Genomic DNA, 13,550 nt, shown 5'->3' with positions numbered 1-13,550 from the left:
CGGCGTCGAGCGCGATCCGGCCCACAAGGGCACCCGCTTCGTGGTGCGGTTTGCCCGCGTCAGCCCGGCACCGGCAAAATCGACAAGCGCCGCCGCCAGTTAGGCTACTGCCGATGGCGGTTTGGTCGATTTTTCACGTTGGCCTTAACGACCGCCTCACCCTGTTGTTCGATCGTAGTCAGCCGCCCGACCCCGGTTAAGAGAAATCTGGGCATTGTTTGCCATGCTTTCCCCCAAGCTTGGCAGGAACGGACGCGATGTTCGGTCGCAGGGTGGTTTTCGGAAAGAAGCAGGAGGCCTTAGGCGAGTTCAAGGAGGCCGAGCGTCCGGCACCGGGCGCCGACGGCGCGGCGCCTGCCTTTCACAAGAAGCAATGGGATGATCCACGGATCGGGTCGATTCTGCGCGACGCCGGCTTCGCGCCTGATGACGCCGCCAGCATCGTGCCGACGGCGGACAATCGGCTCGCCGTGTTCGCCGCGGCCAACAAACGGCTGCAAGAGCGCACCGAGACCTTCAACCGCGACATGGCGGCGCGCCACGGCCACTGCAACGCGGTGCCGTTCCTGGTCATCGACCAGAAGATCTGGGATGGGCCGCATGGCGGGTTTCTCTACGGCCAGATGGATCTGATCGGCTACGACGAGTGGAACGTGATCATGCTGGCGGGCGATCCGCAGACCACGGAGTCATGCGGCCTGGCCGGCCATCCCGGCTTCCTTCCGGCCGTGACGCAAATCATGATCGAGCATGTGACCGAGTGGAAGGCGCGGCACAACGCACTGCTCGAGACGTTCGGAATCGCCGCCACCGGCGGGCGCGACATCCCGCACGAACAGTATGGGATGGAAAAGGATACGCTGCGCAGGGAAATCATCGACAAGGCCGGCTGGATGAAGCCGCGCATCATCGACGATCTCCTGCGCAAGGGCTAAGGCGTTTTCGAGCGAAGTAGGTACCGGTTCGCGTGAAGAAAACGCATCAAACCCTTGGGACGCGCGCCTCCCCCTGACGCCTCAATCGTGCCGATCGCGGTGCCGCCGCGTGCGATACGGACGGCAATCCTGACACGGCGCACCAAAGGTCACCTGCGACGGATACGGGCGCGCCGAGTGATATGGCGTCGAGCCGAACAGGCCCGCCGCGCCGAAACCCGCGCTGAAGGGATCGGCGGCAAAGCTGCCGGGAAACGAGCCGTTACTGCGGAAATCGCGGTCGTCGTTCCTGCCGTCGAAATAGGCACCGCCGGTGCTGCCATAGCGCAGCGGCCGGAAAGCTTGCTGGCCCGACGCAGCCGCCGCGCTGAGCGCGATGGCGGCGCAGGCGATCAGTCCTCTGATGATGGCGGTCATGGCAAAGCCCTCATTGCGGAATGGTCCCCCAATCGCCCTTCCAGGCGATCAGGCGTCCCTTGCCGAATTGCAGATAGAGCCCGTCGCTGCGCCGCGACAGCACGCTGCCCCTGACATTGGGCAGCGCGACGAACAACTCATTGCCCGGCGTGCCGCGAACGTAATTCAGGGGAACGCCCAGCGACTGACTGGCCTGGTCGACACTCATGCCGAAGGCGAGCGGAACGCTGTTGGGCGGCCGCTGCTGCGCGCGGGCCGTGCCGGCCGGCGTACCCAGCGCGACGACGAGGGCAATAACGAACAGTGTCAGGAAGCGCTGCATGGCCGACCTCATTGCGCCGCCGCCGCGAGCGTCCCGGCGGGTGTCCAGCCGCCGCCGAGCGCCTGGAACAGGCTGCTGGCCGCCAGCAGCTTGTTGAGCCGCACCGTGACCAGATTGTTTTCGGCCGTGAACAGCGTCTGCTGCGTCTGAAGCACCGTGATGAGATTGACCGTGCCGCCGCGCAGCTGCGTCTCGGCGACCTCGAACGCCTTGCGCGAGGCGGCGACGACCTCGGACTGCAAACGCTCCTGCAACGTATACTTCTGCAGCGCGATCAGCGCCTTCTCAACGTCGGCGAAGGCCGACAGCACCGCCTTGCGATAGGCCTGCAGGTACTGCAATTGCTGGCCCTTGGCGAGCTTGAACTGGCTCTCCAGCAGGAAACCGTCGAACAGCGGCTGGGTCAGTCCTGCGGCCAGCGTGTAGTACCAGGCGCCCGGCGCGAACAGCGAGACCAGCGCCGCGCTCTGGAAGCCCGTGGTGCCGGTCAACTGGATCTGCGGGAAGAACGCGGCGCGCGCCGCATCGACGCTGAAATTGGACGACGCGAGCTGTGCCTCGGCCTGGCGGACGTCGGGCCGCTGGTAGAGCAATTCCGACGGCATTCCCGGCGTGATGCGCGGCACCGCGATCTGCGTGGTGCTGCCGCCGCGCACATTGAAATCGGCCGGCGCACGCGCCACCAGCACTGCGAGCGCGGCGGTGTTCTGCCCCAGCGTCACCTCGAGCGGCGGGATCGCCGCGCGCTGCGTGGCGACCAGCGCCTCCTGCTGCGACAGATCGAGTTGCGAGGCGGTGCCGCCGGCGAATTGCGACTTGATCAGAGCGAGGATGCGCTCAGCCGCCGCCAGATTGCGGCGCGTGACCTTGATCTGGTCCTGCGCCGCCAGCACCTGGAAATAGGTGTTGGCCACGGTCGCCATCGTGGTCAACGCGACCACTTCGCGATTGTAGCGGGACACCGTCGCGCTCTCCTCCGACGCCGACAGCGTCGCGCGGTTCTTGCCCCAGAAATCCACGATGTAGCTCGCGCTCAGTCCCAGGCTGTACTGCGAGAACGTCCCGCTGCTGCCGCCGAGCAACGAACTCGATCCCGTTGCCACCTTTTGACGCTCGGCATTCGCCGATCCGGAGAGGGACGGCAGCAGCGCGGCGCCGGACACGCCGGCCTGCGCGTCGGCCTGTACGATCTGGGCGATCGCCACCGCGATATCGAGATTGTAGAGCTGCGCGGACTCCATCAGCCCGGTCAGCTCGGGCGAGCGGAAGCCGCGCCACCAGGCGAGCGCCGGAACGGCCGCGTCGGCATCGCCCTTCGCCGCGGCCCGATAGCTCGCCGGCACCTCGAGACTGAGCTCGGGCTTCTCAAGCCCGGGGATGCATCCCGACAAACCAAGGCTGAGGCCGCCGAACGCCGCCACGCGCAGAAACCGGGCCGGTTTCTGCAACTTCCAGAAATTTAGCAACGCTGCACCTGTCGGCATTTACTCGCCCGGTTGAAGTGAGGAGCCCGGCATCCGCACGGCGCCGCCACGGCGAACGCGCAGGGCCCACAGGCGGAACCGGTCGAGATAGAGGTAGATGACCGGCGTCGTGTAGAGCGTCAGGACCTGGCTCAGGATCAGGCCGCCGACGATGGCGATGCCGAGCGGCTGCCGCAGCTCGCCGCCGTCGCCCATGCCGATCGCCAGCGGGACGGCGCCGAGCAGCGCGGCCATCGTCGTCATCATGATCGGACGGAAGCGCAGCAGGCAGGCCTCCCGGATCGCCTCGAGCGGCTCCAGCCCGCGCTTGCGTTCCGCCTCCAGCGCGAAGTCGATCATCATGATGGCGTTCTTCTTCACAATGCCGATCAGCAGGATGACGCCGATCAGCGCCATGATACTGAACTCGGTCTTGAATGCCATCAGCGCCAGCAAAGCGCCCACACCTGCGGAGGGCAATGTGGACAAGATGGTCAGCGGGTGGACGTAGCTCTCATAGAGCACCCCCAGCACGAGGTAGATCGTGATGATCGCCGCCAGGATCAGGAACGGCTGGTTGTCGAGCGAATCCTGGTACGCCTTCGCCGAGCCCTGGAACGTGCCGCGGATCGTGGCCGGGACGCCGATCCGGTTCATCGTCACCTCGACACTGCTGACCGCGGTGCTCAGCGAGACGTTCGGCGGCAGGTTGAACGAGATGGTGTTGGCGACCAGCAGGCCCTGGTGATTGACCGCAAGCGGTGTCGCGCCCTGCTTGAACGCCGCGACCGCCGACAGCGGGATCATGGTCTCGCTGTTGGTCGAGACCGCCGATCCGGTCGAGGCCGCGCCCTTCCCGGTCGAGCCGATCGAATTGGTGGCCTGGTTGCGCGCGGCCTGGGCATTGGCTGAACTGGCCGCGCTCGAGGTTCCCGGCGCCACCACGGTGCCCGCCACCGCGTTGGTCGATTGCGAGCCGCCGACCGATCCGCCCGACGTGCTGATGTAGACGTCCTTCAGCGTCTCCGGGTTCTGCCAGTAGCGCGGCGCGACCTCCATGATGACGTGATACTGATTGCGCGCGACATAGATGGTCGAGACCTGACGCTGGCCGAAGGCGTCGTAGAGGGTGTTGTCGATCTGGCTGACCGTGATGCCGAGCCGGGCCGCGGCATCGCGGTCGATCACGAGATCGGACTCCAGGCCCTTGTTCTGCTGGTCGCTGTTGACGTCGGCAAGGTTCGGATCGCGCTGCAAGGCCGCCGCGATCTTCGGCGTCCATTCGTTGAGCTCCTCCAGCGTCGAGCCCTGCAGCGTGTACTGGTACTGCGCGTTCGAGGCCCTGCCCCCGACCCTGATGTCCTGCACCGCCTGCAGGAACAGGCTCGCGCCGGGCACCACCGCCATCTCGCGGCGCAGCCGTGAGATCACGCCGTCGGCGCCGATCTTGCGCTGGTCGAGCGGGCGCAGCGAGACGAACACGAATCCGGAATTGGTCTGCCCGCCGCCGGTAAAGCCGACCACGGTCTCCACCGCCGGATCGCGCTTGATGATGCCGACGAACTGCGCAAGCTTCTGCTGCATCAGCTGGAACGATACGCTCTGGTCGGCCTGGATCGAACCGACCAGCCGCCCGGTGTCCTGTTGCGGGAAAAAGCCCTTCGGGATCACGTCGTAGAGATAGAAGTTGAGGCCGAACACCGCCGCCAGCACCAGCATCGCCGACAGCGGATGCTCCAGCGCCGCGCTGAGCGTTTTGCGGTAGAAATTCAGCATCGCCTCGAAGAAGCGCTCGCTGGCCCAGTACAGCCGGCCGTGGCCGCCGCTGTCCGGCTTGAGCAACACGGCGCACATCATCGGGGTGGTCGCCAGCGAGACTGCGAGCGAGATCAGGATCGAGATCGAGATCGTCATCGCGAATTCGCGGAACAGCCGGCCGACGATGCCGGCCATCAAGAGGATCGGGATGAACACCGCGATCAGCGAGATGCTCATCGACAGCACGGTGAAGCCGACTTCGTTGGCGCCCTTCAACGCCGCTTCGAGCGGGCTCAGGCCCTCCTCGATGTAGCGGGTGACGTTCTCCAGCACCACGATGGCATCGTCGACCACGAAGCCGGTCGCGACCGTCAGCGCCATCAGCGACAGATTGTCGAGGCTGTAGCCGATCAGATACATCGCCCCGAAGGTCGCGACCAGCGACACCGACACCGCCACCACCGGAATGAAGGTGGCGCGCAGATTGCGCAGGAACGCGAACACCACGATGATGACCAGCAGCACGGCCAGGACGAGCGTCCGTTCGACGTCCCTGAGCGAAGTGCGGATCGTCGTCGAACGATCCACCGCGAGACCGATGTCGATCGCCGGCGACACCGATGCCTGCAATTGCGGCATCAGCCCCTTTACCAGGTCGACGGTCGAGATGATGTTGGCGTTCGGCTGGCGGTAGAGGATGATCAGCACCGCGGGCTTGCCGTTGGCGAGCCCGGAATTGCGCAGGTTCTCGACGCCGTCGACCACCTCGCCGATGTCGGACAGATGAACCGGCGCGCCGTTGCGATAGGCCACGATCAGCGACTTGTAGTCATCGGCCTTGTTGGCCTGGTCGTTGGCGTAGACCTGGTAGCGCTGGTCGCCGACATCGATGCCGCCCTTGGGGCTGTGGGCGTTGGCGCTCGACAACGCCGCGCGAACATCTTCCAGACCGATGCCGTATTTGTAGACCGTCTGCGGGATCAGATCGACGCGGACGGCGGGCAGCGAGCTGCCGCCGACCACGACCTCGCCGATGCCTTCGACCTGCGACAGCTTCTGCGCCAGCACCGTGGAGGCGGCGTCGTAGAGATCGCCGCGCGTCAGCGTGTCCGACGTCAGCGTCAGGATCAGGATCGGCGCATCGGCCGGATTGACCTTGCGGTAGGTCGGATTGCTGCGCAGGCTGGTCGGCAGATCGGCGCGCGCCGCGTTGATCGCGGCCTGCACGTCGCGCGCCGCGCCGTTGATGTCGCGGTTCAACCCGAACTGCAGTGCGATCCGGGTCGAGCCGACCGAGCTCGATGACGTCATCTCCGTGACATCAGCGATCTGGCCGAGATGCCGTTCAAGCGGGCTGGCAACCGTGGTCGCGACGTCCTGCGGGCTGGCGCCGGGCAATGTTGCCTGCACCGAGATGGTCGGGAAATCGACCTGCGGCAGCGGCGACACCGGCAGCTTGAAGAACGCGACAATGCCGGCGGCCGCAAGCCCGAACGTCAACAGCGTGGTCGCGACCGGCCGGCGGATGAAGGGCGTCGACGGATCCATGGCTCAACGCGACCCGCTCGCCTCGCCGACCTCGTCCGTCCGCCCGGCAAACCGCAGCGCCAGGCGATCGAACCAGAGATAGATCACCGGCGTCGTGAACAGCGTCAGCATCTGGCTCACCAGGAGGCCGCCGACGATGGAGATGCCGAGCGGATGCCGCAGCTCGGAGCCCGCGCCGCTGCCGAGCATCAGCGGCAGCGCGCCGAGGACAGCTGCCATCGTCGTCATGATGATCGGCCGGAAGCGCAGCAGGCAGGCCTGGTAGATCGCCTCGCGCGGCGGCTTGCCCTCGTTGCGCTCGGCATCGAGCGCGAAGTCGATCATCATGATCGCATTCTTCTTCACGATGCCGATCAGGAGGATGATGCCGATGATCGCGATGATCGTGAGATCCTGCCCCGCCATCATCAGCGCCAGCAGTGCGCCGATGCCGGCCGACGGCAGCGTCGACAGGATGGTCAGCGGATGGATGAAACTCTCATAGAGCACGCCCAGCACGATATAGACCGTGATGATCGCGGCCAGGATCAGGAACAGCTGATTGGTGAGCGAGGACTGGAACGCCAGTGCCGCGCCCTGGAAGCTCGTGATCATGCCGAGCGGCTGGTTGATGTCGGCCTGCGCCTGCTTGATCGCGGTCACCGCCCCGCCGAGCGAGGCGCCGGGGGCAAGATTGAACGAGACCGTTGCCGACGGGAACTGGCCGAGATGCGAGACCTGCAGCGGCGCGGTCTCGACCCGCATCCTGGCCATGACCGACAGCGGCACCGGGGTCGAGCCCACCGATGACGGCAGGTAGATCGAGGACAGCGAATCCAGCGAATTCTGCAGCGACGGATCGGCCTCGAGGATGACGCGGTACTGGTTCGAATTGGTGAAGACGGTGGAGACGATGCGCTGGCCGTAGGAATCGTACAGCGCGTTATCGATGGTCGCCGGCGTGATGCCGAACCGCGCCGCCTGGTCGCGGTCGATGTCGACGAACACCGAAAGCCCCTGCGCGAAGATATCGCTGGTGACGTCGCTGAGCTCGGGCAATTGCCTGAGCTTGTCGACCAGCTTCGGCGTCCATTCCGCGAGCTCGTTCGGATCGGCGTCCTGCAGGATGAACTGGTACTGCGTCCGGCTCACCGTGCCTTCGATGGTGAGATCCTGCACCGGCTGCATATAGAGCGTGATACCGGTCAGCGCAGCCGTGCTCGCCTTGATCCGGTCCATGACAGTCGCGACGCCGGCCTTGCGCTGCTCATGCGGTTTCAGATTGATCAGGATGCGGCCGCTGTTGAGCGTGGTGTTGGTGCCGTCGACGCCGATGAAGGACGACAGGCTCTCGACGTCTGGATCTTTCAGTATCGCGCTGGCGAGTCGCTGCTGCCGCTCCGCCATCGCCGCATAGGACACCGATTGCGGCGCCTCCGAGATCGCCTGGATCACGCCGGTGTCCTGCACCGGGAAGAAGCCCTTCGGGATGACGACATAGAGCAGCGCCGTGAGGCCAAAGGTGGCGAGCGCGACCAGCAGCACCAGCGTCTGGCGATCCAGCACCCAGTTCAGCATCCGGGCGTAGATCGCGATGACATGATCGAAGCCTTCCCGGCTGAGCCGCTGGAAAGTGTTCTCGCGCGCCATGCTCTCCGGCTTCAGGAGCTTTGCGCAGGCCATCGGCACCAAGGTCAGCGACACCACGGCGGAGATCAGGATCGTGACCGACAGCGTGATCGCGAATTCGCGGAACAGGCGGCCGACGACGTCGCCCATGAACAACAGCGGGATCAGCACCGCGATCAGCGATACCGTCAGCGAGATGATGGTGAAGCCGATCTGCTCGGAGCCGCGCAGCGCCGCCTCGAGCGGCGGTTCGCCGTCCTCGATGTAGCGCGAGATGTTCTCGATCACGACGATGGCATCGTCGACCACGAAACCGGTCGCGATCGTCAGCGCCATCAGCGACAGATTGTTCAGGCTGAAGCCGAACAGATACATCGCCCCGAGCGTGCCGACCAGCGAGAGCGGCACCGACAGGCTCGGGATCAGCGTGGCGCGGGTCGAGCGCAGGAACACGAAGATCACGAGCACGACCAGCACGACCGCGAGCGACAGCTCGTATTCGACGTCGCGGACCGAGGCGCGGATCGTGACGGTCCGGTCGGTCAGGATGTTGAGGTCGATCGCGGCCGGCAGCGTCGCCTGCAGCTGCGGCAGCAGATCCTTGATGCCCTGCACCACCGAGATCACGTTGGCCCCGGGCTGGCGCTGGATGTTGAGGATGATCGCCGGCGTCTCGTTCATCCAGGCGCCGAGCTTGTCGTTCTGCGCGCCGTCGACGACGTTGCCGACGTCGCTGAGGCGGACCGGCGAGCCGTTCTTGTAGGCGATGATCAGCGAGCGGTAGTCGCTGGCATTGCGGATCTGGTCGTTGGCGTTGATGGTGTAGGACCGCATCGCGCCGTCGAAATTGCCCTTCGGCGTGTTGACGTTGGCGTTGCCGAGCGTGGTGCGGAGATCGTCGATGTTCAGCCCGTAGGCCGCGAGCTTGCGGATGTCGGCCTGGATGCGCACCGCGGGCCGCTGGCCGCCGCTGATGCTGACGAGGCCGACGCCGGGCAGCTGCGAGATCTTCTGCGCCAGCCGCGTGTCGACGAAATCCTGCACCTGCGTCAGCGGCATCGTCTTCGAGCTCAGGCCAAGCGTCAGGATCGGCGCGTCGGCCGGATTGACCTTGGCGTAGATCGGTGGCGCCGGCAGGTCCGACGGCAACAGGTTGCCCGCGGCGTTGATCGCGGCCTGCACCTCCTGCTCGGCGACGTCGAGCGAGATCGACAGGCCGAATTGCAGCGTGATCACGGACGAGCCAGCCGAGCTCACCGAGCTCATCTGGTTCAGATTCGGCATCTGGCCGAACTGCACCTCGAGCGGCGCCGTCACCGACGAGGTCATCACGTCCGGACTGGCGCCCGGATAGAAGGTCTGCACCTGGATGGTCGGATAGTCGACCTCAGGCAAGGCCGCGACGGGCAGGAATCTGAACGCCAGCATGCCCGACAGCATGATGGCGATCATCATCAGGGTCGTCGCCACCGGCCGCAGGATGAATGGCCGCGACGGGTTCATTTCTTCTGCCCGTCCTCGGAACGCTTGTGGTTGCCGCCTCCCGCCTTGTCGGGATCGGCGCCATCCTTGCTGTCACCCTTGACGTCTCCCTTCGCAGCGCCCTTGGCTGCGGCGGCCGGGTTCGTGGTATCGCCGGCTGAGCGCACCACCACCTTTGCGCCCTCGCGCAGCTTGTCGGCACCGTCGATCACGATCCGATCGCCGACCGTCAGCCCCGACAGCACCTCGACGCGGTCGCCATCGGTGACGTCGATCTTCACCGGCCGCACCGACACCGTGCTGTCGGCATTGACGAGATAGACGAAGGTGCCGGGGACACCGCGCTGGATGCCGGCCGTCGACATCGTGGTGGCATCCTTGTGGGTGTCGAGCAGCAGGCGGATGTTGACGAACTGGTTCGGATACAGCGTCCGCTTGTCGTTCTCGAACTGGGCACGCAGCTTGATCGTGCCGGTGGTGGCATCGATCTGGCTGTCGAAGGTCTGCAGCGATCCCTCGGCGAGCTTGTTGGCGCCGCTGCGGTCATAGGCCGCCGTCGGCAGCACGGCACCCTCCCTCAACCGCTTCGCGACCGCCTGCAGATTGTCCTCCGGCAGCGTGAACAGCACGCTGATCGGTTCGAGCTGCGTGATCACGACGAGGCCGTTGGTGTCGCCCGGCGTCACGTAATTGCCGAGGTCGACCTGGCGGAGTCCGACGCGACCGTTGATCGGCGACACGATGTGACAATATTGCAGGTTCACTTCGGCCGACTTCACCGAGGCGCGGTCAGCCTCGACCGTGCCCTGATACTGCGCGACCAGCGCGACCTGGGTATCGAGCTGCTGATGCGGCACGGCGTTCTGCGCGGCGAGGTTCTGGTAGCGGGTGAGATCGACCTGTGCGCCCTTCAGTTGCGCCTCGTCGCGCGCGAGCTGCCCCTTGGCCTGCGCCAGCGTCGCCTCATAGGGACGCGAATCGATCTCGGCGATCAGGTCGCCCTTCTTGACCTCGTCGCCCTCCTTGAAATCGATCTTCATCAGATAGCCGCTGATCTGGCTCCTGATCGTCACGGTCGCGAGCGACGTCACGGTGCCGAGCGCATTGAGGCTGACGCCGATATCGCCCTTGCCGATGGTCTCCGGCACGATCGACATCGGCCCGGCATTGCGCCCGCCGCCGGCCTGCGGCGGCGCGGCCTGTTGCCGCGTCCACCAGACGATGCCGGCAAGCACCGCCAGCACGAGACACCCCGTCAGAAAACCCCGCCAGCGCGACGGCCGCCTGGTTTGCTCGGGCGCCACGATCGACGGGTCTTTTACATGCTGGTCCATAACTTGCCCACGAAGAAACACGAACGAGCTCGCGCGGCTCTATGTGTTCCCTAGAATCCGCGCGCGCCACATTCGAGGAAGCATTTTGATCGCTTCCGTCTGACAAAGCGCGTTAAGAATCGGAAAGGATGGCCCCTCCTTCCCGGTCGAGCGCTGTTTCACGCTGGATTGTGGCTATTTTACCCGATCGTCTGTAACCAGGGCAACACGATCAGCAACAATCCGGCAAAGTAGATCAGGCCGAAGATCAGCCCGAATTTCCAGAAGTCACCTTTGCCGATATAGCCGCTGCCGTAATACATCGGCGCCGGTCCCGTGGCGTAGGGCGAGATCACGCCCATCAGCCCGAGCGAATAGACGCACAGCAGCATCAGGGTCTGCACCGACAGACCGGGAATGCTGGAGCCGACGGCGAGCACCACCGGCAGCACGGCGGCGGTATGCGAGGTGATGCTCGAGAAGAAATAGTGGATCCAGAAGAAAAAGGTGACGAGCAGGATCATCCCGACCAGCGGCGACGTGCCGGCGAGCGGCTTCGCATAGCCATCGGCCACCCATTTGATGAAGCCGATCTCGTTGAGGCCCGACGACAGCGTGAGCAGTGAGGTGAAATAGAAAAATACCTCCCACGCGCTCTTCTCGGCGACGATGTCCTCGAAGGCGATCACGCCGGTGAGAAGCATCAGCGAGATCACGACGAACACCACCGTGGTCGCGTTGATGAAGTTCGAGCCGAGCAGCGGCACGCTGATATTGGGATTGGAGCCGCAGATCCACAGGAACATCGCGAGCAGCACCAGCACAGCCATGATCCATTCGTGCCGCGACGGCGGCCCCATCTTGGCGAGCTCGCCCTCGCTCCAGGTCACGATCTCCGGGCTTTCCTTGATCTCGGGCCGACATATGACGTAGCTGAGCAGCGGCACCAGCAGCAGCAAGAGGATACCGAGCGGCGCGAAGCCGATGAACCATTGCGACCAGCCGACCTCGATATTGACGAGCTTCTTGGCGATCGACAGCGCGGCGGCGTTCGGCGCCAGCGCAGTCAGGAACAGCGAGCTGGTGACGGCGGTGGTCGCGAACGCCGTCCACATCACGAAGGTGCCGATCTTGCCCGCGGTCGGCCCGGGCTCGGAGCCATAGATGCGCGGGATGTTGCTGACGATCGGATAGATGGTGCCGCCCGAGCGCGCGGTGTTGGACGGCGTCGCCGGCGCCAGCACGAGATCGGAGAACGCCACCGCATAGCCGAGCCCGATGGTGCGCCGGCCCAGCCCCCGCACCAGCAGCAGCGCCAGCCGGCGGCCGAGCCCGCTCTTGCGGTAACCGATCGAGAACACGAAGGCACCTACGATCAGCCACACCGTGCTCTCGGAAAAGCCAGCGAGCATCCAGCGCAGCGACTTGTTCGGGTCGGGCTCGACATAGCCGCCGACGCCGGCAACCGTCAGGCCGATCAGGCCCACCGCACCGACCGGCATCGATTCGAGGATCAGTCCGGTGATGACGGCGGCGAACACCGCAAAATAGTGCCACTGATTGGCGTTCAGCCCCGATGGCACCGGCACAAGATAGATCACCAGCCAGACCAGCAACGGCGCAAACGTCCGCCACGACGACTTCATGCAGCGTCCCCCTCACGTGTTTTGATTGTCGGGCATGCAAGCCGCCAAGTCTCTGACAGGTCCCTGCCAAGTCCCGGGCGGTGGCGCCATCTTTTGTGGCAATCTAGCACGGCCGCGCAGTCCGTCTCGGGTGCCTGCGGCCGAATGGCGCGGCTTGTGGAGGAACTCGCGCGCTTCGTCAACACGTAGCGTCCCGGTGGCTGCCCCCATCGCAAGACCGCCCGCGGTTTGCTATCGTAGGGCTATGACGGCTCGCGACTCCGCCTCATCCGAGATCACGCCCGAGGTGCTGCTGCGCGCCTATGCCTGCGGCATCTTCCCGATGGCGGAGAGCGCCGACGATCCGACCCTGTTCTGGGTCGAGCCGGAATTGCGCGGCGTGATTCCGCTCGACGGCTTCCGTGTCGCCTCCCGCCTGGCGCGCACCGTGCGCTCGGACGTGTTCACGGTCACCGTCGATACCGCGTTCAAGGCCGTAATCGCCGGTTGCGCGGCGCCGCAGCCTGGCCGCGACGACACCTGGATCAACAAGCGCATCCGCGATCTCTATGTCGGGCTGCACGCGTCGGGCCATTGCCACAGCGTCGAGGTCTGGCAGGACGACAATCTGGTCGGCGGCCTCTACGGCGTCAGCCTCGGTCGCGCCTTCTTCGGCGAAAGCATGTTTCATACCGAACGCGATGCATCGAAGGTCGCGCTGGTGCATCTGGTGGCACGGTTGATCGCCGGCGGATTCGAGCTGCTCGACACGCAATATGTGACCGAGCATCTGAAGACGTTCGGCGCGGTCGAAATCTCGCGACGCCGCTATCGCACGCTGCTCGACAAGGCGATCACGGGCGCGCCGGCGGATTTCCGCAAGCTCGACACCACGCAACCGGTCAAGGGCGCCGACGCGCTGGCGATCATCGCCGAGCGCAATTGAATTAGCCCGGATCGCGCTCTCGCTCGACCCGGGCTGCTCAATCAATTCCCGAACAAGCCGCCGAACAAACCGCCCGGCCGCTGCTGTTGCTGGGGCGGCGGAGGCGGCGGCTGCTGCTGGTATTGCGGCTGCG

At 65.3% G+C, this 13,550-nt stretch carries 9 protein-coding genes; 2 read left to right on the top strand and 7 right to left on the bottom strand.

Features of this window, described 5'->3' with window-relative positions; genetic code table 11:
- The first annotated feature begins 257 nt into the window (after nt 1–257).
- Nucleotides 258–935 carry a hypothetical protein gene (locus H8A92_RS36125; RefSeq protein ID WP_229200077.1) on the top strand — a complete coding sequence of 226 codons (678 nt, stop codon included), beginning with the start codon at nt 258–260 and terminating at the stop codon, nt 933–935.
- An 81-nt stretch (nt 936–1,016) separates the two neighbouring features.
- On the opposite strand, the gene H8A92_RS36120 is transcribed toward H8A92_RS36125, so the two are convergent.
- The 7 genes from H8A92_RS36120 to H8A92_RS36090 all read right to left on the bottom strand — a co-directional run bounded on the left by H8A92_RS36120 (nt 1,017) and on the right by H8A92_RS36090 (nt 12,492).
- A complete protein-coding gene (locus H8A92_RS36120) occupies nt 1,017–1,352 on the bottom strand; it encodes a BA14K family protein (RefSeq protein WP_229200076.1) in 336 nt (111 codons plus the stop codon).
- A 10-nt stretch (nt 1,353–1,362) separates the two neighbouring features.
- A complete protein-coding gene (locus H8A92_RS36115; RefSeq protein ID WP_229200075.1) occupies nt 1,363–1,674 on the bottom strand; it encodes a hypothetical protein in 312 nt (103 codons plus the stop codon).
- 8 nt (nt 1,675–1,682) lie between these two features.
- The gene (locus H8A92_RS36110; protein ID WP_229200074.1) at nt 1,683–3,158 is read right to left on the bottom strand and encodes an efflux transporter outer membrane subunit; all 1,476 of its coding nucleotides are present in this window, start codon (nt 3,156–3,158) and stop codon (nt 1,683–1,685) included.
- Nucleotides 3,159–6,443, bottom strand: a complete 3,285-nt coding sequence (locus tag H8A92_RS36105; protein ID WP_229200073.1) for an efflux RND transporter permease subunit — start codon at nt 6,441–6,443, stop codon at nt 3,159–3,161.
- A gap of 3 nt (nt 6,444–6,446) precedes the next feature.
- A complete protein-coding gene (locus H8A92_RS36100; RefSeq protein WP_229200072.1) occupies nt 6,447–9,554 on the bottom strand; it encodes an MdtB/MuxB family multidrug efflux RND transporter permease subunit in 3,108 nt (1,035 codons plus the stop codon).
- The gene (locus tag H8A92_RS36095) at nt 9,551–10,867 is read right to left on the bottom strand and encodes an MdtA/MuxA family multidrug efflux RND transporter periplasmic adaptor subunit (RefSeq protein WP_229200071.1); all 1,317 of its coding nucleotides are present in this window, start codon (nt 10,865–10,867) and stop codon (nt 9,551–9,553) included. Before H8A92_RS36095 ends, H8A92_RS36100 begins: the two co-directional genes overlap by 4 nt.
- Before the next feature lie 179 nt (nt 10,868–11,046).
- Nucleotides 11,047–12,492 (bottom strand): DASS family sodium-coupled anion symporter, encoded by a 1,446-nt coding sequence (locus H8A92_RS36090; protein WP_229200070.1) that lies wholly within the window; start codon nt 12,490–12,492, stop codon nt 11,047–11,049.
- Between the two features lie 244 nt (nt 12,493–12,736).
- On the opposite strand from H8A92_RS36090, the gene aat reads away from it, so the two are divergent.
- Nucleotides 12,737–13,417, top strand: a complete 681-nt coding sequence (gene aat, locus H8A92_RS36085; protein WP_229200069.1) for a leucyl/phenylalanyl-tRNA--protein transferase — start codon at nt 12,737–12,739, stop codon at nt 13,415–13,417.
- Nucleotides 13,418–13,550 lie beyond the last annotated feature (133 nt).

It is taken from the genome of Bradyrhizobium acaciae, from assembly GCF_020889785.1.
Classification (GTDB): Bacteria; Pseudomonadota; Alphaproteobacteria; order Rhizobiales; family Xanthobacteraceae; genus Bradyrhizobium; species Bradyrhizobium acaciae.
This window is presented reverse-complemented; position numbering and strand designations above follow the sequence as displayed.